Source organism: Luteibacter sp. RCC_6_2 (assembly GCF_041360655.1).
Taxonomy (GTDB): domain Bacteria; phylum Pseudomonadota; class Gammaproteobacteria; order Xanthomonadales; family Rhodanobacteraceae; genus Luteibacter.
The window spans coordinates 87124-112310 of record NZ_JBFUPQ010000001.1; the positions used below are offsets into that span (position 1 = coordinate 87124).

Sequence of the window (25187 nt, forward strand, 5' to 3'; positions counted from 1 at the left end):
TAAAAGCATTCATCGGCTAATCATCGAAGTGGTGCCGCGTCAGAATGACCACCCTGACCGATCGAGGACCGCATGCATGAGAACACTGCTTCTGTCGCTGGCCCTTGCGGCCACGTCATTCACTGCAACGGGGCAAGACATGTCCAACGGCGCAAACAACTTCTACCGCAGCGACCGCCTCAGCACCGAGAAGGTCTCCTTCAACAACCAGTACCAGATGAAGATCGTGGGCAACCTGTTCCTGCCCAAGGACCGCCGGCCCGGCGTGAAGTATCCGGCGATCATCGTCGGCCACCCGATGGGCGCGGTGAAGGAGCAGAGCTCCAACCTGTACGCGCAGAAACTGGCCGAGCAGGGCTTCATCACCCTGGCCATCGACCAGTCGTTCTGGGGCGAGAGCGCGGGGCAGCCGCGCAACGCCGTGGCACCCGACATCTACGCCGAGGCATTCAGCGCGGCGGTGGACTACCTCGGCACGCAGAACGTCGTCGACCGCGACCGGATCGGCGTGCTCGGCATCTGCGGTAGCGGCAGTTTCGTGATCAGCGCCGCGAAGATCGATCCACGCATGAAGGCCATCGCCACGGTGAGCATGTACGACATGGGTGCGGCCAATCGCGACGCGCTGAACCATTCGCAGACGCTCGAACAGCGCAAGGCGGTCATCGCGGAGGCCGCGGCCCAGCGCTGGGTGGAAGCCGAGGGCGGGAAGACCAGGTACACCAGTGGCACCGTCCACCAGCTCGACGCCGATACCCATCCCATCCAGCGTGAGTTCTTCGATTTCTATCGGACGCCACGCGGCGAGTTCACGCCGGCCGGTTCCTCGCCGGAACTGACCACGCATCCGACGCTGTCCAGCAACGTGAAGTTCATGAACTTCTATCCCTTCAACGATATCGAGACGATTTCGCCGCGGCCGATGCTGTTCATCGCTGGCGATCAGGCGCATTCGAGGGAGTTCAGCGAAGAGGCTTATCGCCTGGCGGGCCAGCCGAAGGAACTCTATTGGGTAAAGGGTGCCGGTCACGTGGACCTCTACGATCGCACCGATCTGATCCCGTTCGCCAAGCTGGCATCGTTCTTCAAGCAGAACCTGCAGGCGGAGCCGCGATGAATTCCCCCGCGATGCCCGCACCCATGCGGTTCGAGGCAGGTGAGAAACGCGCCCATTGGGGTGGCGTGTTCGCCATGACGCTATGCGTGTTCGCGCTGATCGCCTCGGAATTCATGCCGGTCAGCCTGTTGACGCCCATGGCGGCTGACCTTCGGGTCAGCGAAGGACTGACCGGTTACGGCATCGCCATCTCCGGCGCATTCGCGGTGCTGACGAGCCTGTCGATTTCCAGGCTGGCCGGCGCCATGAACCGCAAGAGCCTGCTGCTGGCACTGACTGCGTTGATGGCCGTGTCCGGCGCGGTGGTTGCGCTTGCGCCGAACTACACGATCTACATGGTCGGCCGCGCCCTGATCGGTGTGGTGATCGGCGGTTTCTGGTCGATGTCGGCAGCCACGGCGATGCGCCTGGTGCCGGCCGACCAAGTGCCGCGGGCCTTGGCCATCTTCAACGGCGGCAACGCATTGGCGACGGTCGTCGCGGCACCGCTGGGCAGTTACCTTGGCGCGGTGATCGGGTGGCGGGGCGCGTTCCTTTGTCTGCTTCCGGTAGCTGCGCTCGCGCTGGGCTGGCAGTGGATCAGCCTGCCCAGCATGTCCGCCGAACGCGTCGCGCCCCACGTCAACGTGTTCGCCCTGTTCAAGCGCCGCGTGGTCGTGCTCGGCATGGCCGCGTGCGGCGTGTTCTTCATGGGCCAGTTCGCCTTGTTCACCTACGTGCGCCCCTTCCTGGAGACGGTCGCGCATGTCGATGCTCCGGCGCTGGCCCTGGTCCTGCTGGGCATAGGCGTGGCGGGCTTCGTCGGCACGGTGGCCATCGGTGCCTTCCTCAAACGTGGGCTTTATCGCAGCTTGATCGCCATTCCCATACTCATGGCGGTGGTCGCACTCGCCCTGGTTTTCTTCGGCGCGCGGCTGTGGCCCGTGGCCACATTGCTGGCGTTGTGGGGGCTGTTCGCCACCGCGGCACCGGTCGGTTGGTGGAGCTGGCTCGCGCAGACCTTCACCCACGACGACGCAGAAGCAGGCGGCGGCTTGATGGTTGCCGTCGTGCAGTGTTCCATCGCGTTGGGATCCACCGTGGGTGGCCTGCTGTTCGATAGCCGCGGCTACCAGAGTACCTTCGTCGCCAGCGCCGTCATGCTGCTTATGGCCGCACTGCTGGCTTACCTGACCGCAGGCCGTCGGTTGAAAGGGGGACCTTGATGCCATCCCATGGCAAGCTCGTCTTTGCGTGCCTCGTACTCGCGTGCCTGGCGTCACGCGCACCAGCGGCACATGCGCGGGAGAGTGCTCCCCCCGCCGTCGCTCAAGCACCGATAGCCTCGAACCAGGAGTCACCTTCGATGAAGATCCGCCTGCTGATCGACGGCCGGTACCTGCCAGCCACGCTGGAGGACAGCGCCGCCACCCGCGACTTCCTGGCGCAGGTGCCGTTGACCCTCGAACTGGAAGACTACGCATCCACCGAAAAGATCGCGCAGCTGCCGCGGACGCTGTCCACGGCCGGGGCGCCCGCCGGAGTGACACCGGCCGCCGGCGATATCACCTTCTACGCACCGTGGGGCAACCTGGCGATCTTCCACAAGCCCTTTGGCTACTCCAAGGGCCTGATCAAGCTCGGCCATATCGACGGCGATTTCCAGTTATTGCGCAGGGCAGGGAAGATGCAAGTGCGTATCGAAGTGGTGGATACGGCGCGTCCCTGAATCCTCAAGGGGTCCTGTCCACGCCTTCGATCATGAAAATCCGATAGTCGGCGCCCTTGAAGCGGTGCTCGCGAGCCTCTGCATAGGCGGGGCTGTTGTACCAGGCCAGTGCATCCGCTTTCGAAGGGAAGCTCAAAATGACGGCGCCTTCCACCGGGCTGCCTTCGAGCGTCTCGATGTCGCCGTAAAAGGCGAGGCGTGTTATCGGATGTCCTTGACCCGCTGGGCCGGCTTTCTCACCGTAGATCTTCAGTTCCGTGGGGTCGGTGGTGCGCTCGCGGGTAAACACGACATAGGTCGTCATGGGTGGTTTCCTGTGCGGATGAATTACCAGGGAAGCGTCTCGCCGAGATAGGTGAAACTTCCGGTCGGGCCATCGGCACCGATCAGCGCCATGCCGACGCTGCTCTTCGCACCCGTCGGCACGTCGATCGCGCCCTTGCCGCCGTTCATGTCCGTTTGCACATAGCCGGGGTGGACGGCGTTGACCTTGATCGGCGTGTCGCGCAGTTCGTAGGCGAGGTGGACGGTCCACGAGTTGAGTGCGCTCTTGGACGCGTTGTATGCAGGGACCTTGACGTCGTAGATCGGCGAGGTCGGGTCGGCGTGCAGTGTCAGCGACCCTAGTCGGCTCGACACATTGACGATGCGCGCCGCGGGTGCCGCTTTGAGCAGGGGGAGAAAGGCCTTGGTGACTTCGACGGCCGCGAAAAAGTTGGTATCGAACGTCTTGCGCCACGCATCCAGGGTCTGCTCGGACGGTACCTTGTCCAACTCCTCGACGACGACGCCGGCATTGTTGACCAGGATGTCGAGCTTGCCGAATCGAGCCTTCACCTCGGCGGCGGCCTTATGAATGCTATCGGCATGGGTGACGTCCAGCGTGATCGGCTCGACTGGCAAACCTTCGGCCTTGAACTGATCCGCGACAGCCCTGGCGCGTGCCTGGTCTCGGCCAGCCAGCAAGGTGGTGACGCCGGCTTCGGCAAGCTGGCGGGCTGTTTCTCGGCCAATGCCGCGGGTGGCACCGGTGACGAGGGCGACTTTCAGTGTGGGGTTCATTCCGTATCCTTGGATGGGGAAGTGACCGGGCCGCTCGACTGAGCGGCCCGCGATGAATTACCAGGGAAGCGTCTTGCCGAGATAGGTGAAGCTACCGGTCGGGCCATCGGCGCCGATCAGCGCCATGCCGACGCTGCTCTTCGCACCCGTCGGCACGTCGATCTCGCCCTGGCCGCCGTTCATGTCCGTCTGTACGTAGCCCGGATGGACGGCGTTGACCTTGATCGGCGTGTCGCGCAGTTCATAAGCAAGATGGACGGTCCACGAGTTGAGCGCGCTCTTGGACGCGTCGTACGCCGGAACCTTGAAATTGTAGATCGGCGAGGTCGGGTCGACGTGCAGGGTCAGCGAGCCCAGCTGGCTCGATACATTGACGATGCGCGCCGCGGGCGCCGCCTTGAGCAGCGGGAGGAACGCCTTGGTCACTTCGACCACTGCGAAGAGATTGGTGTCGAACGTCTCGCGCCAAGCGTCGAGGCTTTGCTCGGACGGGGCCTTGGCGAAGTCATCGACGACGATGCCGGCGTTGTTGACCAGGATGTCGAGTTTGCCGAATCGCGCCTTGACCTCGGCAACGGCCTTCTGGATGGTATCGGCGTTGGTGACGTCCAGCGTGATCGGCTCGACCGGCAGGCCTTCGGCCTTGAGCTTGTCAGCGGCGGCCTGGGTGCGGGCCGGGTCGCGGCCGGCGAGCAGGGTGGTGACGCCGGCTTCGGCAAGCTGACGGACGGTCTCCTGGCCAATGCCGCGGGTGGCACCGGTGACGAGGGCGACTTTCTGCGTGGCGTTCATTTCGAATCCTTGACGGGGTTAGCGATAGCGCTGGGTTCGACATGCGGATGGCACGGCGGATTTAAAGGCTTCTCCCGCATTTTGGTGGGGGCCGACCTTGCCGGCGATCCCGCGGCAGCGGGGCGGGTTGAGGCAAGCACCCATTGCCGACAGGGTCGGCTCCCACCAGGGGGGGCCGACAGTTCGCGGGCGAGGCGAGGGACCAGTCGGCGCGGGTTAGCTTGAGCTGGGCGTTCTGAGATGATTCGGCGTCTCTAAACCGCAAGATCGGTCGAGCACGTGGTGTCCTGCTGCGCGACACTGTTCGAGCACACAGGAACGAGTGATGACGACGCTGAAAAATTACCATCTCAGGATGCAACGGGTCCTGGATTACATCGACGCGCACCTGGACGACGATCTGGACCTCGACACGCTGAGTGGCGTGGCGGCCTTCTCGAAGTTTCATTTCCACCGGCAATTCAAAGCCAGCTTCGGGCTCTCCGTGCATCGCTACGTGCAGCTTGCCCGGATGCGGCGCGCGTCGTTCCAGCTTGCTCATTCGGGTGCGCAAAGCGTCACGGATATCGCCATCGACGCCGGCTACGACGCACCGGACGCCTTCGCCCGCGCCTTTCGACAGCGGGTAGGGCAGTCGCCTTCATCTTTCCGGAAGTCTCCCGATTGGGCCCCGTGGCTTACCGCCTTTGGACCCCTCGACCACGCAAGGAACACGCTCATGAAAATAACGTATGAACCCGGCGATGTAACGATTCGCGAAGTACTTCCAACGCCTGTCGCGATCTTCGAGCATCGAGGCGACCGGGAGCGACTGCCGGAGACGATCGAGCGGTTCATCGCCTGGCGCAAGGCTGCCGGCTTATCGCCCGCAACGAGCCCGACCTTCAACATCTTCCGATCCGAGCGTATTCCCGCGAACCCGGCCGACTACAGCATGGATCTGTGCGTCGGGACCGATCGGCTCATCGATGTGGACGACACGCATGTGAAGTCGGGCGTCATTCCCGGCGGGCGCTGCGCGGTGCTGCGGGTTGTCCACCATACGAGCAACCTCGAGCCTGCGGCGCTTTACCTCTATCGCGAGTGGCTTCCGAACAGTGGTGAGGAGGCACGGGATTTCCCGATCTATTGCCAGCGGCACTTCTCGATGCCCCCGCATGTGACGGTGCCCGAGGTGGTCTGCGATCTCTACCTTCCGCTGAAATAGGTCCTTTCGGGAGGATGGCTGCAAGAAGAAGAAATTGGTCATCCTATGTACCCACTGGGTTCTATTAATGACCACCAATGCAGGGAGGTCAAAATTACCGAACTGAGGCTGACGGGTGGAGCAGGGCAGGCCTTCGGTGGCCACGGGGGCAGTACGGTCGCCAGTGCGGTTATATTCCTATGGCCGGACAACCTCCGAGCGAGACCACGCCGACATTCAAGGAGCTACGTATGAAAAGCTGTGCTTCCATGGTGCTACTTGCATCGTTCTTCTATCCCGCGCTCAGCCTCGCGCAAGCAAGCGGCTGCGATGCCAAGCGCCAAGCCATCGAAAGCGAGATCTCGTACGCGGAGAGCCACGGCAATACGTCACGCGTCAAGGGTCTGCAGAAAGCGCTTGCGGAAGTGAAAGACCATTGCACGGATGCCTCCCTACGCCGTGCTTCGGAGCAGAAGGTCGTCAAGGCGCAAGAGAAGCTTGCCGAAAGAGAGCGTGAACTCCAGGTGGCCAAGGAGCAGGGCAAGAGTCAGAGCAAGATCTCAGATCGTCAGCGTAAGGTCGATGAGGCTCATGCCGACCTCGAACGGGCCATGATGGAAGCTTCACCATAGCGTCTAGCCCTGGAGATACTCCGTACTCCTGCAGTAGAGTCGGTCGGCGCATCGAGCGCCTTTGGATGTGGAGGATGGTGTTGCCATACAAGGCATCGCTGGCAGGTGCATGTTCGAGCCGGCCTTCGCCTGTGGCGGCGCCGTCACTCCGGCTCCGTGGTATGTCTATCCCGAGCGACGCTATTTGCCCTCGCCCCCGGCTGGATTGATACGCAGCAGCGTCACTCCGTGGCGGGGGATAAGCCCCACAAAGGCCTTGGTGGAAGGCAGGGTCACGTGTTGCCATAGGTCACGGGCGAGGGCACCTCGGCTGAAGCGATCGCCAAGACGGTCCCAGTTCAGTGCAGCCTTCGCTTCGGCATTCCCCCTGTTGAAGAAACCGACGACGACCGAACCGTCGGCCATGTCACGCACCAGGACATCCACTTCACCTTGTTTTTCCAGGCGCCGTGCAGGGTTGCCGAGGGGGTCCTGGTCGACTGCGATCACTTCTCGATTGAGTAGGATTTCCCTGGTCGCGGGGTCCATGGTTCGAAGATCGTTACCGGCCAGAAGCGGGGCCGGCAGGATCGACCATAGGCTCATCTGTGTCCGGTATTCGTCGGAGGTCATGCCGCCGTTGCCGATCTCGAGCATATCGGGATCCTTCCAACGACCTGGGCCTGACCACTGGCCAAGATCCAGCTGACGAAAGCCGCGTTGCGACATGGAGTCCCAGTCGTCGCTGATGTCGGGTGTCGTGCGCCACAAGTTGGCGCCCGTCGCGGGTCCCCACCGCCAGATGTCGAATTCGCCCGACTGCGAAAGACTGTAAACGATCGGCCGACCCGTCTCGTGCAGGGCCGCGCCCATTCGCCGGAACAAGGCTTCCTGGTTCTCCCGCGTCACCGGATAGATGTCGCGGGCGCCGCAGTAGTCGTACTTGAGATAGTCCACGCCCCATGCAGCGAACGTGCGGGCGTCCTGCACCTCGTGCCCATGGCTGCCGGCAAAGCCAGCACAGGTCTTGTCGCCGGGCGAGGAATAGATGCCCAGCTTGAGACCCCGCGCGTGAACGTAGTCGGCCAGCGCCTTCATGTCCCCGAACTTCGCGTTTGGCTGGATCTCGCCCGATGGCGCGCGTGAACCTTCCCATGTGTCGTCGATGTTGACGTAGACATAGCCGGCATCGCGCATGCCGGTGGATACCATCGCATCGGCCATGGCACGTACGTCGGCCGCGGTGATCCGGCCGGCGAAATGATTCCAGCTGTTCCAGCCCATGGGAGGTGTCCGCGCCAACCCGTTCCTGGGCACGGCTTCGACAGCTGGAACATGGTCCCGCGTCCCGGTGGCCGCGGCTGCGGCGCCGACTGAGAGGGCTATGAGGCTTGCCAGCAGGCGTACCGATCGAAACGAGGTCATGCCAAGCGCTCGACAACCTTGATGGGAGCGTCGAATGGTACAGTTCCGATGGGCGCGGGTGAAGGATGCTCGTGCGACCGAGCAGCAGATCGAAATCGTGTTCAGGGGCCGATCTTTGACTTGATTTTCCCCGCGTCGGATGGGGTTGCCGGGTTGTAGATCACCATGCTGAGGTCCGTGCGGCCGTCGACGGAGAAGGTCGAAACTTCGAAGGCGAGTGGGCCAAGCACCGGATGGTGTATGTGCTTGACGGTATCGCCATGAGCACCACGAATATCGTTGTCGCGCCACATCGCATTGAACTCCGGACTCTGGGTACAGAGCTCCTCGACGAGTGGACCCACCTCCGCGGTGGCTCCCGCCCGCGCCGCGTCCAACTTGAATGCGCCCACCACGAAACGCGCCACGCTGTCCCATTCCTCCTGGACCGTGCGTGCGTGTGGATTGAGGAACATCATGCGCAACAGATTGCGTTGCTTTGGCGGCAACGAGCCATAGTCGGCCAGCATCACGGTTGCCGCCCGATTCCAGGCAAGGACATCCCACACGGCGGTTCTGACGAGCGCGGGGCTGGGATCAAACACATCGAGCACACGCTGTAGCCGGGGACTGACCCCCTCTTTCCTGTGGAAACGCACTTCCGGTGGATGACCGAGGCCGAGGAGGAATAGGTGCTCTCGCTCGGCGTCCGTGAGCAACAAGGCGCGTGAGATGCGATCGAGCACATCGGCTGACGGCGCGCCGCCACGTCCTTGCTCAAGGCATGTGTACCAGGTGGCGCTGATGTTGGCGCGCTGCGCGATCTCCTCGCGGCGCAGGCCGACGGTACGGCGTCGCCCGGGCGGATACCCGAGTGCGATGGGATCGAGCCTGGCACGGCGCTCTCGAAGATAAGTGCCGAGCACGTTCTCGGCAGGCGGATTTCCGTTCGTCCTGTTAGTCATTATACCCCTATAACGTCTCCACTTTACCCCCATGATCCGCCAGCTGAGACTGGTCGTCCAATCGGACCGAGCAACGAGATCAGGAGAGTTCTGCCATGAGAGTATTTGTCACCGGTGCCACGGGAAATGTCGGTGCGAGGGTCGTCCAGGATTTGATCGCGGCCGGTCATCAGGTCATTGGCCTCTATCGGTCGGAGGACAAGGTAGCGGCGCTGAAGGCCGCCGGCGCCGAACCTTATTTCGGATCGATCGCGGATCCGGATAGTCTCAAGGAGGGTGTCGCGCGTTCCGACGGCGTCATCCACCTTGCCTTTAACCACGACTTTTCCCGCTTCGTGCAGAGTTGCGAGGAGGATCGCCGCGTGATCGCGGCGCTGGGGTCGGTTCTTGTCGGCTCCCAGCGGCCCCTGGTCATCACCTCCGGCACCCCCATCGCCAACACCGTTCCCGGCGAACCGGCCAAGGAAGACAATCCGACTGTCGGTTCTGACGTGCATCCGCGCGCTGCGTCGGAAGAGGCCGCAGCCGCTCTCGCCGCACGAGGCGTCAACGTATCGGTAGTACGCCTGCCGCAGGTTCACGATTCGGTTTCGCAGGGTCTCATCACGCCTGCCATCCAGCTGTATCGGGAGCGGGGCGCATGCGTGTATGTCGGCGACGGCCTCAGCCGGTTCCCGGCCGGTCACGTGCTCGATGTGGCGCGCCTCTACCGGCTGGCTATCGAAGTGGCGCAGCCAAATGCGAAATATCACGCGGTCGCGGAGGAGGGCGTGTCGATGCGTGCTATCGCGGAAGCCGTCGGCCGGAGACTAGGTCTTCCGGTGAAATCGATCGCACCCGAAGAGGCTCAGGACTTCTTCGGCCCGCTCGCCATGTTCGTCACTCTCGACATGCCCGCGTCGAGTCGGCAGACGCGGGAGAAGCTCGGGTGGGAACCGGTCGGACCTGGGCTGATCGCCGATCTCGAGCAGCTGCGGGTTCACGATCTGTAGATGCCATTACCAGTCCCGGGTCATGTCGCTGGGCCATGATCGCTATCGACCTGTTTCCACAGCTAAAGAGGCTTGCCTGCAATCGTCCGGGCAAGCGCACGATTGCAGAGCCTGAAGCGCTTGCCCTTTATGAGAGGAATTGGGACCTGGTCGATCGCGAGGCCATGGACGAGGTTGATTACGAATCCATCGCCATGTGGACAGGGCACGGCGAAGCCCTTCGTATAACTTCGCATAATGTATATTATGTCAAATCAATGCTTGCCACGGATAAGGGTGTCGTGTCGGAGTCCGCCAGTTCACGACGCCGTCCGTCTAAAGGCGTCGTGGCCGCTAAATCGAGTCGTTCTCGCCATCAAGGACTATGCCTATCAACCACTTAGGCGCGGTCCTGCGGTTTGGCCACATACGACGTGGCCGAGGAGCCCGCGCTTAAATCGGTCGCGCGCCCAAAAGGCGACGCTCCCAGCGTCAAAAATTGCCATAACTTTGAGATCGTGTTCGATTCGGCCTACTAATACCTCCAGCCAGTGCTTGAGGATAAGTAAGTCATGCGCCCTCCACCGCGTACCTCCCGTCACACGTTCCTTGTTGCTGCGGATCTTCTTGCGGAGTTCCTTCCGGATTGTCCAGAGGATATCCAGCAACAATGCGCAGAGCTATGGCTGCGCTGGAGCGCGACGTACAGTGACTCCAACCTCAACCGCCGGCGAATTTGTATTGGTGGCTGGACCCGAATCTGGGCAGCGATATGCTCGCAAAGGCAGTGCTCGCCGTTGTCCGAAACGGCACTGACCGCTTCGTGGGACCTTGGGCAAACTCGGTTCAATCCGGGCCGGAGATTTTATGGACTTTCCCTCTTTGTCTCCGAGCTGGGGCTTATGACGCCCGATGTCCATCGTGCATTGAGCAACGCCGCCGTTGTCACTCGAGCGATTACGTCGGCCAAGGCGTCGCCAGAGAAGGCCGCGCCGCTGCGCGCTGCCGAGGTGAGGAAAGTCGTGGAGATCGCCGATCCCGATTACGGCCCGGATGTGGCGGCCGTGACCTCCATGCTGATTATTTACGAGTGCATGGCGACGCGGGCCGAAGTAACCGGAAGCGAAAAGGCGCTGCGGTTGTTGAGGCCCGGGCTACAAATGCGCGATCTGGACCTTTCGAAAGCGCGTGTGCGAATTCGCTTCCCAGACATCGAAGGCGGCGGGAAAGAACGGATCGGGCGGCTCTCGGAGGGAGCGTCCGCATGGCTTCGTTACTGGATTTCCATGCGTGGTGCGCAGGAAGGTCCACTGTTTTCGGCGCCCATGCTTACGATATCAAACGCACGGTCGATCGCGCATCAGGGCGGACCGGTCGACATTTGGCGAAGACTCCAGCAACGCGAGGGCCTGGCCGAGCGCAGTGGAATTGGACGCGGACGAATCACTGTTACTGCGCTGAAATTCGGTCGCGCGATGGCCCTGTTCGAAGCCGGATTTTCACTCGACTACATCGTTCGAGCCAGTAGCTGGGAACAGACTGGCGCCTTGATTACTGCGCTGATCAAACCGCGCGAAAGCTGGTCGTATCGGCGCCGGCGCGAGTCCCACCGGCTGGAGTGGCCCCTTCCCCCCTCGGGAGCGGACTCCATCAATCCGGTTCAGTGCCTGCTTTTCTGACCACCGAGAGGGCGAAGTGGCCTTTGCCGCTCCGCCCTCCTCTACGTCAAGCAGCTTCGGGGCCGAGGACGATGTCGGGCCTGGCAAGCGAGAGGCCGTACCAGAGGGCGGCCCTTCGCATGCCGGGATCGGTGGCCTGTCGCAGCGTCTGCCAAGGCCCATCAACGGCCACACTCATCGGCGCGCGACCGACATGGACGAAGCCTTGCCATCGCAAGGGAATGGCCGTCGACCAAAGTCCCGTGCGCAATTCTTGGTCGGTGAGCGCTGCCGCAATATCGCGCAGGAGCGTTTTCGGATTTCGTCTCCAACTCGCTGCGGTCCTCGCCTCGCTGTAGAGGCAAGCGTGAAGCTGCTCGGCAAACGCAGCTAGGTGCTTCATCGTGGCATTAAATCCGGGCTGCGTAGTCATTGACGCTAGCGCTTCGCATGCGATATCCACTTCGCCGGTGGTCACCTTGCGGCCCTTCGCACCCTGACGCATCCGCCAATAAATGAGCGGCGTCGCGTGCCGCGAGCAGAGAACTGCGCAGACGTGCGCCCACTGGCGACGAAACGCGACAGGCCGTTTCGCGTCGAGGTCCTCCTTCCAGCAGGTCGGGCAATAGGCGACCCTGCCCGCGGCGACCAAGACGTCCCGAGCTTCGGTCAGTCGGTGGCGCGCAACCTCTGAGGGTGAGCAATCCAGCCGTCCGGCCAGGCGAATGACTGCTTGAGGAGTGGGGGCATCGGGAGTGCCAATGTCCCCCTCCCCTTCACGTAAGGTCTTCCAAAGATATCCCGGACGGCAATCGAAGAAGCATTCGGCGCGGCTTACCAGCGATTGCAGCGACTCGTCCTCGCCAAGACCGGGTATGGGCCAGCGATCGATGCTCATGCCGCCACCTGCACGGGGTCGGGAAGCACGGCCCATGCGGGCGGCTGGACGGCGGCCCGCTGCAACAACGCCGCAGTAATACGTTCCTCACCGGTCTCAACAGCATAGGCTCCCGCATAACAGACCGTTTTGACGATCTTGTCCAGGACGCCCCCGCTGAGCTTTACCAAGAGCTTGCGGGTCTCCAGACTCGTCAGGCCCGACGGCTGGTGCAGCGGCAGACTGCTTTCCAGGGCAGAGAGAAAGCTGGTGAGGAACGCGTCGGCTTCCCATTGCGGCAACGAGCGGTATGCAAACCGCGCATTCAGATGCTCGTCCAGCTGCATCGCATCAGGGGCTGCCGAGGTTCCCAAGGTAATGATGGGAATCTGCAGCTCGTTCATGAGGTACTTGATCGTATCCAGCGCGATCCGCTGCTGCCTCGCCGTCGATGTCAGAACGTCCTGGATTTCATCGAGGATCAACATTCGCACCCTGACGGCGCGGCAAACTTTCAGGACCATTCGCTCCCGGTCGGCACCCACGTAGCCCATCGCATCGGGCACGCCTAAGTTGGCGAGCATGCGGTTGTACAAGGTCTTCGCCTCACGCGCCCCGGTCATCTCTATCGACAGTACCGGCAGCGAGATGGGCTGCGTATCCGTGGCCTGCTCTTGGGGATAGCGCTTCAAAAGGCATTTCGCCAGCATGCTCTTGCCGGCCCCCGGCCGTCCTGAGACGACCAATCCTGAGGCACGTGTCTGCATCGGGCGATAGAACAGGAAATCTACATAATCGATGACCGCTTGCAGGCGCTCGTGCGGCAAGAATCGCTCCGCAAGCATGCGGCGCGCACGTAGCGCCGGCGCAAGGTCAAGGTCGGCGCGAACCGGCGGAGCCAGGTGAGATGCTTGAGTGCTCATGTGTTACTCCCAGATTTCGACAGTAAGAGGACGGATACGAATCGGCATAACGGGCGGTTCCTCGGTCTCAGCGATCGAGGGCTGCTCACGGGCGGCGGGCTCGTTGCTGGGGATCTCTGTTTCGGGCGTCACCTTGGTCGGTGCGCGGTGCCCCTTGCGTGCCTTGCGTGTGGACTCAGCCGCACGCACCTCGATGCCGTCGCATGCATCCAGGCCTTCGTCGTGGAGAACAATCATGCGCTCACGCGCCTCGCCGTCCATGGACGCCACTCGATGAGAGTTCGCACGCGCACGTCCGGCAATTGCAGGCGCTTCGATGAAGCCGCCTTGGGGATGACGCACCCAGATGCTTTGCGGGTGCTTCGGGTGGTAGCGCACTTCGACGTCCTCGCGACGACCCGCAATCGGTCCCAGTGCCTCGTCCCAGTAGCGTGAGCCGTGGTGCTCGAGGCCTGTGCGGCTCAAGCGCCGGAACGATCGCGGCAGGAAATCCAGGCGGAAGGTCTCCGGATGAATCACCGAGTCGGGTTGCCAGCCACCGTGCTCACGGAACTGCTCCCACACATAAAGCGGAGATGCGCCCAGACCGCGGTGGGCTCGCACGTGGTACGACCGGCAGATCTTCTGGACCATCCAGGCATCGAGCTCGCCCAGGGTCATCGTCGCCCTGGCCTCGCTGGGGTAGTCGCCGCGTTGCTTGGTGTTGCTGAAGGTCGTGCCAGGCAGCAGATGGACCATGCGCATCAAAGTACCGTTGAGGCGTTCGATATGCGCGCCATAATGCGGCGTCTTCACCGGACGCCATTTCAGTTCAATACCGTGTTCCTCGCAGCCGGTTGTCAGGGCATGCGCTCGCAGGTCCTTGCCGTTATCCACCAGGACCGTCGTCGGTTTGCCGTACATGGGCCATACGCCAGGGTCGGCTTCGTTCTCCGGTTTGGGCAAAACCATGTGCTCGACACACAACGCCACCGAAATTGACGATGGTGCATGCATGGCCAGGTAATAGCCAACCACGCAGCGGGTAGCGACATCGATGGCAAGCGTGATCCACGGCCGTCCCAGGACGCGCAATCGGTCGTCCGACAGCACGTGCACGTCGACCCGCGTGTGGTCGATCTGCACCATCTGCATGGGGCGGGACATGGTGAGTCCCCCGACGCGGACCTCCCACTTCTGCTTGGCCGCCTTCGGCCCTAACCGCGCACGACTGTCCGCCATACCTTCCTGTGCACGAATCCTCGTCAGAATGCTCTTCCGATCGGGCGGCCTGAGGTGCAATTTGCGACACAGGGCCCCTACCCTCGTCACCACATACTCCTTAGGACATCGCTCGCGCGTGTGGTAGAACTTTTCGATAGCGTGAGCGATGACCCGTTCGCGCGCCGGATCGAGGACGCGACTGCCCTCCCCTCGCCCACGTCGCCGCGGGACAAGCGCCGAGGCGCGTGGATCCTGGTTGAACCGACCGCGATAGCGCTGCAGCTGGCGATGGCCGATGCCGTGCTTGGTCGAGAGCGCCTCGAGCGTCTCAGGGCTCAGGCGCTGGTCGTCCTTGAGGGGATACAGGTCAGCGGCCAATGCGGTGGCGCGACGCCACTGCTCCGCAGGAACGATCAGACGATCGGGAGTCTTGGACGCCGGAATCGCCTGCAAGTCTTTGATCTTCAGCACCACCATATCGCCGGACAGGCAGTCCCTGGCGTTGATTTCCGTCGGCGAGCATTGCCCGTCGATCTGGTAGGTATTGCCGTGCGCAAAACAGGTCGTGCCGGGTCTGAGTGAAATGGCCATGGCCTTCTCCGGTAAGTGAGCCCCACCGGACAGACGTGCCGGGGGGAAGCGCCCGGGCACGGATGCAACGCTCGGACATGGCCGACCATGGCCGCATTGAAGCGTCCAAAAAGATAGCGATAGTTCTGTCACTCGCGAAACCAAAACGGCGTCGCCTCAGGACGGCCGAATCAGCTCGTCATTTCGCACGTGTGTTTAGCGACTAGACCAATATTTTCGAAGCCAGTTGACGTCGCCAAGCGACATTGACCGACGTCAGGGAGAAGCACGCTACTACGATTATCGTAATTCAGGCGTGAAGTCGTCTTCCTCAGGCTACCGCGACCGATGCACGCTTAATGCGACGGCAAAGTCCAATCGATATTTTCAAGGTCGCAAGCAAGCCGCATCCCGGCTACTGAACAAGGCGGCGTCATTCTTCGTGGTTCGGGTCCGAGTCACTCAGCAGATCAGCTGCCTGTGTTTGTAACGGGCTAAGTTGATTAGCCTTGACCCAGCCGCTGTAAACGTCACCGCCTTTGTCTCGGGCCGACACCAGGATGAGACGCCACCGTCCCCGAGCTCGAATCACACAAACGATGTGCCTCGGTGGAACGTGCCAAGGTACCGCTGTTGCGTGTGCGAGCCCAGGCGAACCATCGCGGACTCTGGCGTAACCGGTGATAGCTGGCTCAGGGCCGAAGGGCGATGGGTCAGCACGACCCTCTCCGCGGTCGTGGTCGCGCATGCTCCAGCATGCGCTCGAATAACGGCTGTCCCACGATGAATATGTCGTCACGAGAATCGTACCGACGACCTGCAGGACAGCCAGCTATTGCTTGTGAGTCTCGGGCTGAAGCGCGCGGACTGCCACGTCCGGGTGGGCCGATGCCTCGGGTCTGGTCGGGTGCTGGTTAATCTGGGCAGCGGGAGCGGCGAGTCACGGGGAGAACGGTGCCTGGGGCGCGTGCTGCCACCGGCAGCCCGGTGCTCCTACCGGCTAGGTCGCCGATGACCGGGACTTGCGGACGCCAGCGCCCTTGGCTGGCTTCGGCTTCGTCTTTGGCCGAGCCTTTGGCTTCAGTGCGGCGACCGTGGCCTCCAGCGCCTGCACCCTGCCCTTCAGATTCGCCGCTTCGCGCTCCGCTATCGCCTTGGCTTTGGTCAATGCGACGGTCTCGCGTGCGTGCGCGCCGTCACGGCGCGAGTGCTCGCGAACGGCTGCGGCCAGATTCTGCCGAAGCGTTTTGATTTCCTGCCGCGCATCATCGACGGCCTGGTGCGCGCGATCTTCGATCGAGCGCGTATAAACGGCGCTGGTCTGGCGCTCTTCGTCGGCCCGACGCTGCGTATTCGCCATGGCTTCCCTGATGTCCGAAAGCGCACGCCGATCCTCCTCGGATGCCGCCGCGTGACGTTGCAGTTCGGCCAGGAGCCGTTCGCGCTCGGCATCCCAGGTAGACCGCTGCTCTTCGAAGGCACTCAGTCGCGACGATAGAGCGGCCGCCTCTTCCCGGACTCGCACCAGCTCCGCCTGCTCTTCCGCGCGTACGAGCTCATCGCGCTGCTGGCTTGCCTTGAGTTCGGCGCGTGTGGCCTCTAACGCGGCACGCTCGCCATAAAACGTCGACTCGAGCTCCCCTCGGGCCGTCGCCAGGGCCTCGGCCCAGAACGATGCGGCAAGGGCACGGACTTGATCCGGCGCATCCGGTAAGGCCATACGTTGGGTAGCCTCTGCAAGACGCCGCCCGGCGTGCGCCCACCAGGCGTCGAGGTGCCGAATGACGGTGTTCGGCGAGCCCGATCCCAAGACGGCGCGAATGCGATCCACCGTGGGTCGTTCGCCGGCGACCATGAGGCTGTCCGCCGCCGCGAACACGTCTGACTCAGAAATTCCGCGACCCATGGCCAACCGCCGCTCAATAAAAGTACAGTATGCGCGGACCGCCGGGACCGTCCAAATCATGGCAGGAAGTAATGACCGACACGGATGAACGCGGCGACGAGCCAGCGAGCACTGAGCACTGCAAAACCTCGGGCCAGGAGGGGCGTCGGTCCGGCAGAACGCCAGGGCGAGTATGGCGCGAGCGTCCCTCGCGCGCCGAGTTGTTGTCGCTTCCGCGGTTCCCGTCGCTCGACCCGAACCAAGTCATCGTCGCTGAGAGCAAGGTCGCTACCGCCAAGGCCGCTGCTGCGTTGCGCGATGCGATCGTACTGGGCTTCGACACCGAGAGCCGTCCGGTTTTTCAGGCAGGCATGAAAGGAACCGGGCCCCATCTGATCCAGTTGGCGTCGGCGACTACCGCTGTCCTTTTCCCCATCACAGGCGGTACCCTACCCCCCTTGTTGCGCGAGCTCCTCGAGGATGCACGGATCGCCAAGGTTGGCTTCGGCCTGAAGGGTGATCACCGCGGCTTGCACACCAAGTTCGGGATTCGCCTGCGCGGCGGTGTCGAAGTCAGCGGCCTGGTCCAGGCGCTGGGCTTTCGGCAACGGGTAGGATTGCAGACGGCCGTGGCGGTAGTCCTGGGCCAGCATCTGGTCAAATCCAAACGGATCACCACCTCCAACTGGGCGGCCCGCCCGCTGCAACCGGCCCAGATCGCCTACGCGGCCCACGACGCCATGGCGAGCCTGCGTGTTTACCAGGCCCTCCGTCCCCTGTCCGGTCACGGCGAACAAGTATCCGCGGCTCAGCACGCCGCGCCTCCGGGCTAGATCAGGCAGCACCTCGACACCATGGCAGGCGAGCGAGGAGGCCGCCGCGATCAGTTCGTTGGCATCGGATCGTCACTCGACGTCGGGTGGTGGTTCTCGTCGATGGCCATCGGGCGCTGGGCCGCCGTCAGTGACGTGGCGTCGACCTCCACGCTCGTGATCGACGGATCGCCGAGCATCCGGCTGACGTGTCAGGCTGCGAGGAGGGCCTGATAGTCATCCTCCATGTTTGATCGTGCGCCCGCAAGGCTCATAGCGGTTACTTACTTGGAGGTCCGGAAGGCATTCGCCAGCTGCGTCAGCAACTGGATGAAGTCTTTCGCATTGCCATCGAAGGCCACTTCCGCGGGCGCTGTGCCGTCCGCGCTGGGCTGGGCTGGTGGAATAGCGTCTTGGCCAGGCCGATCTTCACTGTGGCGCGCTGCTCCTCGGGCAAATCGACGAGGTAAGGATCGAGGGATGACAGAACCAGCGCGTAACGTTGGTTACGTTCCTCGCCCCGGGCGTGATCCGCCAGGAGACTGGCGTACGCAACCACCAGGCCAAAGGTTGCGGCTACGAACACACGACCGAGCGTGTGGGACACGTCGATCTCCGTACCGGTTATCGAGGCCTGTGAGCGCGGCAAGCGCTACGACTTGCTATATCAAGGCAGTTCGCCGGTTAGTCTCCGCCATTGTGTTCTCCCTGTCTTGATGGCCGCGATGCTACGGGGCGGTGTCAAATCGGTCACGCCCCATTTGTGGGCGAGCGCCTGGCGGTACATACCCGCGATAAGGGATAATTATCGCCGGTACAAACCGTTGATCGTAACAATTATTACGTGGCACATATGGAAAACAACGATTCGTCGCTGGTACCCCGCCCGCACCCCCTGCTCGACCCGGCGCGGTTGGCCGAGGGTGCTGCCGAGGCGATCCGCGACATCCTCGCCGCCGGTGCCTCGGCCAACACCGCACGCAGTTACCGCACCGCGGTGCGCTACTGGGCCGCCTGGTACCTGGGCCGCTACGGCCGCGCGATCGCCCTGCCCGTCCCGGCAGCGGTTGTCCTGCAGTTCGTCGTCGACCATCTGGCCCGGCCGCGGCCCGACGGCAGCTGGCGGCAGGAACTGCCGCCAGCCTTGGATGCCGCGCTGGTCGCGGCCGGGGCCAAGGCCGCGCCGGGACCCTGGAAGCGCAGCACCATCGAACACCGCCTGTCGGTCCTGGCCGCGGTCCACCGGCGCCATGACCAGGCCAACCCCTGCGAGGCCCCGGCGGTCCGCCAGCTGCTGAAGAGCGCGCGCCGCGCCGGCGCCCAGCGCGGCGAGGCCCCGGCGAGGAAGGCCGCACTAACCCGCGAACCGCTCGAAGCACTGCTGGCTAGCTGTGACGACAGTCTGGAAGGCCTGCGCGACCGCGCCCTGCTCCTGTTCGGCTTCGCCAGCGGCGGCCGTCGCCGCAGTGAGATCGCTGCCGCGCAGGTCGACCAGTTGCAGCCGGTGAGGCCGGACGCGTACGTGTTCCGCCTCGGGGCGAGCAAGACCGACCCCACGGGCACGGCCTCGGTGACCGCGGGTGGCAAGCCGATCGTTGGCCGCGCCGCGCGCGCCCTGGCCGCGTGGGTGGCCGCCGCGAACATCGAGGAGGGCGCGCTGTTCCGTCGGCTGTGGGGTCAGCGCGTCGGTGCGGCGCTCTCGCCGGCGGCAGTGGGTGAGATCATCAAGCGCCGCGCGCGCCGGGCCGGCCGGGACGAGGACATCGGCGGGCACAGCCTACGCGCCGGGTTCATCACCGAGGCGGGCCGTCAGCAGGTCCCCCTGGCGGAAGTGATGGCGCTTTCCGGGCACCGCAGCGTGGCCAGTGTCGTGGGCTACCACCGGAGCGGCGCACTCAGCGAAAGTCGCGGCGCGCGCCTGCTGGATGACGGGCCACTCGGCGAGAACCCCGCAGATTCTCGTGCTACCGATTCTCGTGCCGACGAAGGGTAAGGTCTTACAATCGGCCGACATATCGCCGCAACCGCATTGTCATATGACGTGGGGCGATCGCACCAGATTCCTTTAGCTTCGCCAGTATCGCTAAGGTGGCGCGGCTGCGGCGTTAGCGCCGTCCAAGCTGATCCTAAAAGCGTTAGATATTTGGCTGAGTGTCACAGGCATTGGTGGGGGAACGACCTTCCGGCCGCCAGGCCCATTTTTGGATAGGAGAGGCAAGGTGCTAAAGGACGGTGGTAGGAAATCATTTTGGTGTGTCTTCGTGGTTCTTGCCGCAGCGACTCAGCTGTGCTCGCCTCCGGTTGTGGCGCAGGCCAACCCAAATCAAGCATCGACCGTCGGCCCCGTGACGCTTGGATCTACAAATTGTATGCCCGTTGGCCTCGTGCCCACGGACATAACGGGAAGCGCTCCTCCCTCGCTGCCGTTCTATCAGCCCTACATCGATCAGACGACGATCGATCAGGTTGTGCAAAGCCCTAACCAGCCGGAGAACAATCGTTTCACGGTTCTGGATCGTTGGGATGTGGGCAATCCGCCGCCGGTGCCGATTACGTCCTGGGCCCTGGGAGGTTACACGGGCCTGTCAAGTAATGCGCCGCTTTTGTCTTATCAGCGCGGTCATACTGATCAATTCGCGTATAGCGGCGTCCAGGTGATGGGCAAACAGGTCGGTCTTTGGCTGAACACCATGGATCCGACCACGCAACTGTTCGGCGGTTCCAACGCTCTGAACGTGGGATGCTGGTACAACAGCGCACCCTATGCGCGGCTATTTCCGTCGATGGCATATGACTTGGACATATCGTTCAAAGCGGGTGTGGCCAACGACCTCTCCACAGACGCCGCAACGTCAAAGACGGTTACGCAAGCTTATTTTGAAGTCATCGTGGAAGACGAGAGCGGTTACTGTATCCAACCGAATTCAAACCCGCCGGTCAAGTGCAAGTTCACCTATCAGGTGGGCTACTATTCCCGTATTCCAAACTCTGCAGATGTTCAGCAGGTTCATACGGATGATACGGAGACCACCTCTTTCCCAATTGCTCAGACTACCGTTACATCTGGAGGTATGGTCAGCAATTCACCGGCTTGGTTGCATGGCGCTTCGATCGGTTTCCAGTCACAGCCGTTTTCCTCGACAAAGATCGTGCATTTCCGTGTCAGTACCAGTGATTTCCTGAATGTGCTGCATGCAGTCGCGTCCTCTGGGCAGCCCGGTTACGACAGCCTCTCGAAAAATCCCTTGGACTACCGCATCACGCTAATCGGCGTAAACGGAGAAATCGCACCGGCCACGAATGCCCACGGGCAACTCGGCATGTCCGTTTCCGACCTAAGAGTGACTTCGACCATTCCTCATCACGCAGCCGGTTCCCCTGCCGCGTTTAATGAGCCCGCCCCGCGGGTCGTGTACAGAGATGGCGCAAACATCAATCTCTTCAGCAGCGATCTCAGCGGCAATCCCAACGTCTTGCAGACCTTGACTTCAGGTAGCGCTGCGGGTGACCCGACGGGCTATTTCGCAAACGGCGCGGCCAGGGTGATCTATCGCGATTCGAACCAACACATCAGGGAAATTTTTGAGCAGGGCGCCGCCTGGTCCGAGTGGGATATGACGACATCATTGGGCTTGAGCAGTACGGGATCCGATCCTAAACCGTACGTCGACGCTGACGGAATAAGCCATGTCATTTATCGAGACCTGGTGGGAAACATTCACCAGTTATCGTTGGATTCCAACGGCTGGCATCACGTTAACCTTTCTTCCGAAAGCTCGCCACATGCTCCCGCGGCAGCCATAGGCACCCCCATGGGCTACGTGTCCAACGGCGTCCCTCGCGTCGTTTACCGCGATGTCAATAATCAGGTAGTTGAACTGTATTTCTACAATGGCGCCTGGAATCAGTGGCAGATGACGGGTATCGCCGGTTCCTCGGCGGCTTACTCCGATCCGCAAGGATACGTTGATGCATCCGGGTCCCCGCGTGTGGCATACATGGACAACGCGGGCGGAATCCATGAATTCCACATGGATTCCACTGGATGGCATCTTGCCGATATCACCGATCTGACCAATGCGACACCGGCGCAGGGCAATCCCAAGGGCGTGCTGGCCGGCGGCGCGCCGCGCATCATTTACCGCGGTACGGACAACGATTTACATGAGCTCGTGTGGTGGATGAACTCCTGGGTGCACAACGACTTGACGACCCTGACGCGTGGAGCAATCTCTTTGCTTAGCGATCCAGTCGAGTTCACGGGGTCAGACGGTGTGGTGCGAATCGAATACGTCGGGTCGGATAGTCAACTGCACGAGCTCTACTACAGTTCGGGCTGGCTGCATCGCGATATGTAGCGAAGTAACGCTTTGGGTGTTGATAACAGCCAAAGTGACTACCAAGAGGTCCTTTCGGACCTTCGTGCAGCGGCTGCGCACCATCCTCAGTAGGTCTGAATGGGCCGCAGGGCGAGCCCCTGTTAATTCGTCACACTGCATCAAGCGACCGCTTGAAATCATCGAACGCGAAACTGCCCGTCTTTTCGTATCGGTCAGCGGACCTGACTGCGGGGGTCTCGCCGGCAGCCCTGAAGTCGCGCGGACCGTAAAGCGTCTTGTCAGGTTCTCATATTCCGCGCAGATAGGCACTGAAAGCTGTCGATCACGGTTGCTTCATGCATTTTAACGAACGAGTGACCAACATATCCCCCTGCCCTCTCGGTATGCACGGTGAAATCGCACTTCTCCCCTGCCTTCGGCTGTGGTTGGTCCTCAGACATGAAAGGCAACAGCAATTCCTGCTCGGCAGTCGTACCATCCTTGACAACCGAAAGCGCGACCCATGTGATTATCACGCCTGACTGCGGGACCGGGAATGCAGAGACACGAACAATCTGTGCGGAGAACGCACTCGATTCAACAGAGGCCGAAGCCCAGGGTGTCAGCCCAAGCGCAAACAAGAGAAGAACGAAGGATCGCGGGCTCAACATCAGTGCACCGCCCAGTTCGGATCGACTTGGAAGCTGTAAGAAGAAACAGGGTTGCCCTTTTTGTCAAGGTAATCGAATGTCGCTCCCGTCCAACCATTCATAAGTTGGGTACCGCTTTCAGTCCGGGTGGCAGCACCCATGACAGCAGCTTCCGGCCCAAGTGCGGCAGCATGTGAGCTCTGAAAGCCAGCGCCAGGATTGTTCGCACTGAACAACCGCTCGGCGAATACGTGCGTAAACAGCGTGGCGCCGAGCTGGGGAGATTTTGCCTCGAATGCCTTGAAGTCCGCGACATCGAAGGTCATCTGGCTGAAGCTGTCCCCGATCGTCCGGCTGTCCACGTTGGTCACCTTGACGTCTACAGTGCTGTGACTCGCCATAGCATCGGCGAGCGCTGCCGCCTCCTCCCGCGTCGATCCATCCGCCGCCCGCGGAATGTCACTCGACAGGTCCACAGCGATGACGTGCACTCACTTCAACACCGAGGCCATGGCTGGATGCTAGCCCCGACCCATGCCACCGCTAGCATGGAAAGAGCGTTCCGGATGAAGATTCGGTCAGGCGCCCTGCACAATCGGGGCAGCCCACCCGTCGTACTCCACACGGAAGAGCGAAGCAATGCATTGCATGAAGCCCGACACGGCGAGCAGCGTTTGCTGTTCTACTGCCATTGAAACGGTGGCCACCACTCTGAACTCGCCGTTCGCGTTAGTCGTGGCCGTCGTGGCGTACCGATAGTCCGAGAGGAAACCTGCGACCGCGGACGCTTGCCTTTCATCCGCAGCGAGGAAGATAAAATCGACGGGTCGGGGGATCGCGAACATATCGCCCTGACGGTCACGCAAGCCCAAGAGGTCGACATCGGCACGGGCCGTGGTTGCCAGGTCTTCTACGATACTCATGCGAACCTCAAGAAAAAGACAGAAACCGTGTCACAGGGCGTCAATGTGCATCGACTGAACAATCCGACTTTCCTTCCCTGCGTAAGTGTCGCGGATTCGATCCTCGACATGCTCGGCGTCCCAGACGGCCGTTCGCTCCAACGACTCGCATTCAGCGCGCGTGGCAGGGCGCATGGTGCCGCGATCGTAGATCTGAAACTTTTCGGGCCGAAGGGGATCTTGCATGAAGGTTGGTGGCGCTTGAAGGTGAGCAATGCGCTCCGGTAGGAATGCGACGACGGGCCATCGTCCCGAGGTCACCGCGCTATTCATGACTGAAACGTAAAACAGGGGTGGCCGCTGCAGCGCTCCTTCCGCATTTGACACATCGCGTCCGTCGAATACTGCAAACTTCGACTGCTCCAGAACGGCCGCATACGCTATCTCGTGCTTGCCGTCGAGCAAGATGGACACCACATCGCCGACCCGTCGCCGAATGCGACTATTTTTTGACTCAGTCACTCACCGAACTCCACGCGGGCCGCATCGATATATTGGCCAAGTTTTCCATTGCTCGGACTGATCCCGTTGATGGCGTTACCCGACGTACCGCCAGAACGCTGTGAGCCGCCATAGTTCTCGATCATGGTCTGCTCCTGGCCTCTGATCGCGTCCGGATTCGAGGAAGAATACACGAGTATCGCAGGGCCGAATCCCTTGTCGTTCATATGGTGCGCCACGTCGCGTCGCGCAACATTCTCTTCTGCGGTACCCGTGCCGCTCGTGCGGCCGGTATAGGTCTCACCGGTGGTTGGATTGATCTTTGTGTAGATCTGGTAGGTTTTTTCTTGCTTCGCTTCTGCCGTTGGCAGGTTTTCCCCGACCTCTATGCGTTGCTCCAAACCCAGGCTTTGAGCGACCTGATGTTCGGGGAAGGTCTCGGGCAATGCTCCCGGGGCAAGTGTGGGCGGCGGCGCATACCCCGGCGCGGCCATGTTCGGTCCCAGCGGTGGGTTCAAGCGCGCCAGTGCTGCCCGAGTCTCGAGATCCAACTCGTCAGCATCCACTTCTTGCTGACCGTTTGGATCAACCAACCGCACGGGATTGTTGACTGCGTAGGTGAACCGGCCAAAGCGCAAAGCATCGCCAGCCGTGGTTGTGACCGGATCGACCGACAGGAAACGGCCTGAGGCTGGGTCGTAATACCGCGCCTGCATGTAGATCAGGCCGCTATCCGTGTCCTCTACGTGCCCGGCGTACCCCGGTCCTTCCTGGAGCGCGCCGCGAGCAACCGCCCCATATGGCCGGTAGTCGGTCATGCTCAACACGTTGCCCGCGGCGTCGGCGGAGGCCAGAACCGTGCCTTGCTGGTCTGCGTAGAAGTAAGTCACCGTCTCGGCAGCACGGGTTAGCCCCGTAAAGGCCAGTAGCACGGTCCAAATCAGCCATATCGCCGCCGCGCGAGACCTCCCATAGGGCGGCCGTGTGGGTGATCTCACCGCTCGGGCTTTCCGTGCGCTCTGGTCCGAGACTTCGGTGATATCTGAGCGCTTCACATTGTTCATCGTCGTC

Annotated in this window: 25 protein-coding genes; 11 read left to right on the forward strand and 14 right to left on the reverse strand. The window is 62.1% G+C overall.

The features are described 5' to 3' along the window. The first annotated feature begins 76 nt into the window (after positions 1-76). The 3 genes from AB6730_RS00395 to AB6730_RS00405 all read left to right on the forward strand — a co-directional run bounded on the left by AB6730_RS00395 (position 77) and on the right by AB6730_RS00405 (position 2825). Positions 77-1117 (forward strand): alpha/beta hydrolase, encoded by a 1041-nt coding sequence (locus tag AB6730_RS00395; protein WP_371021685.1) that lies wholly within the window; start codon positions 77-79, stop codon positions 1115-1117. Further along, positions 1114-2322, forward strand: a complete 1209-nt coding sequence (locus tag AB6730_RS00400) for an MFS transporter (RefSeq protein WP_371021686.1) — start codon at positions 1114-1116, stop codon at positions 2320-2322. Before AB6730_RS00395 ends, AB6730_RS00400 begins: the two co-directional genes overlap by 4 nt. Positions 2323-2462: 140 nt before the next feature. Beyond that, positions 2463-2825, forward strand: a complete 363-nt coding sequence (locus AB6730_RS00405) for a cyclophilin-like fold protein (RefSeq protein ID WP_371021687.1) — start codon at positions 2463-2465, stop codon at positions 2823-2825. A gap of 4 nt (positions 2826-2829) precedes the next feature. On the opposite strand, the gene AB6730_RS00410 is transcribed toward AB6730_RS00405, so the two are convergent. The 3 genes from AB6730_RS00410 to AB6730_RS00420 are packed head-to-tail and all read right to left on the reverse strand — an operon-like array spanning position 2830 to position 4679. Beyond that, a complete protein-coding gene (locus AB6730_RS00410; RefSeq protein ID WP_371021688.1) occupies positions 2830-3129 on the reverse strand; it encodes a DUF1330 domain-containing protein in 300 nt (99 codons plus the stop codon). Between the two features lie 23 nt (positions 3130-3152). Beyond that, entirely contained in the window at positions 3153-3887 is a 735-nt protein-coding gene (locus AB6730_RS00415) for an SDR family oxidoreductase (RefSeq protein ID WP_371021689.1), read from the reverse strand. A 57-nt stretch (positions 3888-3944) separates the two neighbouring features. Next, the gene (locus AB6730_RS00420) at positions 3945-4679 is read right to left on the reverse strand and encodes an SDR family oxidoreductase (RefSeq protein WP_371021690.1); all 735 of its coding nucleotides are present in this window, start codon (positions 4677-4679) and stop codon (positions 3945-3947) included. A gap of 325 nt (positions 4680-5004) precedes the next feature. Here AB6730_RS00420 and AB6730_RS00425 point away from each other — a divergent pair, with 325 nt between their 5' ends. Then, positions 5005-5886, forward strand: coding sequence for a GyrI-like domain-containing protein (locus tag AB6730_RS00425; RefSeq protein ID WP_371021691.1), 882 nt, complete (start codon positions 5005-5007; stop codon positions 5884-5886). Positions 5887-6116: 230 nt separating this feature from the next. Next, positions 6117-6497 (forward strand): DUF1090 domain-containing protein, encoded by a 381-nt coding sequence (locus AB6730_RS00430; RefSeq protein WP_371021692.1) that lies wholly within the window; start codon positions 6117-6119, stop codon positions 6495-6497. 180 nt (positions 6498-6677) lie between these two features. Here the strand turns inward: AB6730_RS00430 and AB6730_RS00435 are convergent, their stop codons facing one another. After that, positions 6678-7760, reverse strand: a complete 1083-nt coding sequence (locus tag AB6730_RS00435; protein WP_371021693.1) for a glycoside hydrolase family 27 protein — start codon at positions 7758-7760, stop codon at positions 6678-6680. A gap of 242 nt (positions 7761-8002) precedes the next feature. Then, the gene (locus tag AB6730_RS00440) at positions 8003-8845 is read right to left on the reverse strand and encodes a helix-turn-helix transcriptional regulator (RefSeq protein ID WP_371021694.1); all 843 of its coding nucleotides are present in this window, start codon (positions 8843-8845) and stop codon (positions 8003-8005) included. Between the two features lie 95 nt (positions 8846-8940). Here AB6730_RS00440 and AB6730_RS00445 point away from each other — a divergent pair, with 95 nt between their 5' ends. The 3 genes from AB6730_RS00445 (at position 8941) to AB6730_RS00455 (ending at position 11495) form a co-directional block, all read left to right on the forward strand. Then, positions 8941-9837: an SDR family oxidoreductase gene (locus AB6730_RS00445; protein ID WP_371021695.1), complete on the forward strand. Its 897-nt coding sequence runs from the start codon at positions 8941-8943 to the stop codon at positions 9835-9837. 35 nt (positions 9838-9872) lie between these two features. Beyond that, the gene (locus AB6730_RS00450; RefSeq protein WP_371021696.1) at positions 9873-10220 is read left to right on the forward strand and encodes a hypothetical protein; all 348 of its coding nucleotides are present in this window, start codon (positions 9873-9875) and stop codon (positions 10218-10220) included. Positions 10221-10718: 498 nt separating this feature from the next. Further along, entirely contained in the window at positions 10719-11495 is a 777-nt protein-coding gene (locus tag AB6730_RS00455; RefSeq protein WP_371021697.1) for a hypothetical protein, read from the forward strand. A 46-nt stretch (positions 11496-11541) separates the two neighbouring features. Here the strand turns inward: AB6730_RS00455 and AB6730_RS00460 are convergent, their stop codons facing one another. The 4 genes from AB6730_RS00460 to AB6730_RS00475 all read right to left on the reverse strand — a co-directional run bounded on the left by AB6730_RS00460 (position 11542) and on the right by AB6730_RS00475 (position 17013). Further along, positions 11542-12372, reverse strand: a complete 831-nt coding sequence (locus tag AB6730_RS00460) for a TniQ family protein (protein ID WP_371021698.1) — start codon at positions 12370-12372, stop codon at positions 11542-11544. Next, positions 12369-13274 (reverse strand): TniB family NTP-binding protein, encoded by a 906-nt coding sequence (locus AB6730_RS00465; protein WP_371021699.1) that lies wholly within the window; start codon positions 13272-13274, stop codon positions 12369-12371. Before AB6730_RS00465 ends, AB6730_RS00460 begins: the two co-directional genes overlap by 4 nt. 3 nt (positions 13275-13277) lie before the next feature. Continuing rightward, positions 13278-15068: a Mu transposase C-terminal domain-containing protein gene (locus AB6730_RS00470; RefSeq protein WP_371021700.1), complete on the reverse strand. Its 1791-nt coding sequence runs from the start codon at positions 15066-15068 to the stop codon at positions 13278-13280. Between the two features lie 979 nt (positions 15069-16047). Then, the gene (locus AB6730_RS00475) at positions 16048-17013 is read right to left on the reverse strand and encodes a DNA-binding protein (RefSeq protein WP_371021701.1); all 966 of its coding nucleotides are present in this window, start codon (positions 17011-17013) and stop codon (positions 16048-16050) included. 11 nt (positions 17014-17024) lie between these two features. Here AB6730_RS00475 and AB6730_RS00480 point away from each other — a divergent pair, with 11 nt between their 5' ends. Further along, positions 17025-17765, forward strand: a complete 741-nt coding sequence (locus AB6730_RS00480) for a 3'-5' exonuclease (RefSeq protein ID WP_371021702.1) — start codon at positions 17025-17027, stop codon at positions 17763-17765. 298 nt (positions 17766-18063) lie between these two features. On the opposite strand, the gene AB6730_RS00485 is transcribed toward AB6730_RS00480, so the two are convergent. After that, positions 18064-18351 carry a hypothetical protein gene (locus AB6730_RS00485; RefSeq protein ID WP_371021703.1) on the reverse strand — a complete coding sequence of 96 codons (288 nt, stop codon included), beginning with the start codon at positions 18349-18351 and terminating at the stop codon, positions 18064-18066. A gap of 246 nt (positions 18352-18597) precedes the next feature. Here AB6730_RS00485 and AB6730_RS00490 point away from each other — a divergent pair, with 246 nt between their 5' ends. Together AB6730_RS00490 and AB6730_RS00495 are read left to right on the forward strand one after the other, a co-directional pair. Further along, the gene (locus tag AB6730_RS00490) at positions 18598-19737 is read left to right on the forward strand and encodes a tyrosine-type recombinase/integrase (RefSeq protein WP_371021704.1); all 1140 of its coding nucleotides are present in this window, start codon (positions 18598-18600) and stop codon (positions 19735-19737) included. Positions 19738-20113: 376 nt separating this feature from the next. Next, complete coding sequence (locus tag AB6730_RS00495; RefSeq protein ID WP_371021705.1) at positions 20114-22102, forward strand: hypothetical protein; 1989 nt, start codon at positions 20114-20116, stop codon at positions 22100-22102. Between the two features lie 631 nt (positions 22103-22733). On the opposite strand, the gene AB6730_RS00500 is transcribed toward AB6730_RS00495, so the two are convergent. The 4 genes from AB6730_RS00500 to AB6730_RS00515 all read right to left on the reverse strand — a co-directional run bounded on the left by AB6730_RS00500 (position 22734) and on the right by AB6730_RS00515 (position 25180). After that, a complete protein-coding gene (locus AB6730_RS00500) occupies positions 22734-23204 on the reverse strand; it encodes a hypothetical protein (protein WP_371021706.1) in 471 nt (156 codons plus the stop codon). A gap of 87 nt (positions 23205-23291) precedes the next feature. Beyond that, complete coding sequence (locus AB6730_RS00505; RefSeq protein WP_371021707.1) at positions 23292-23636, reverse strand: ribonuclease E inhibitor RraB; 345 nt, start codon at positions 23634-23636, stop codon at positions 23292-23294. A gap of 30 nt (positions 23637-23666) precedes the next feature. Continuing rightward, positions 23667-24080 (reverse strand): hypothetical protein, encoded by a 414-nt coding sequence (locus tag AB6730_RS00510; protein WP_371021708.1) that lies wholly within the window; start codon positions 24078-24080, stop codon positions 23667-23669. Positions 24081-24133: 53 nt separating this feature from the next. Further along, entirely contained in the window at positions 24134-25180 is a 1047-nt protein-coding gene (locus tag AB6730_RS00515) for an RHS repeat-associated core domain-containing protein (protein WP_371021709.1), read from the reverse strand. Positions 25181-25187 lie beyond the last annotated feature (7 nt).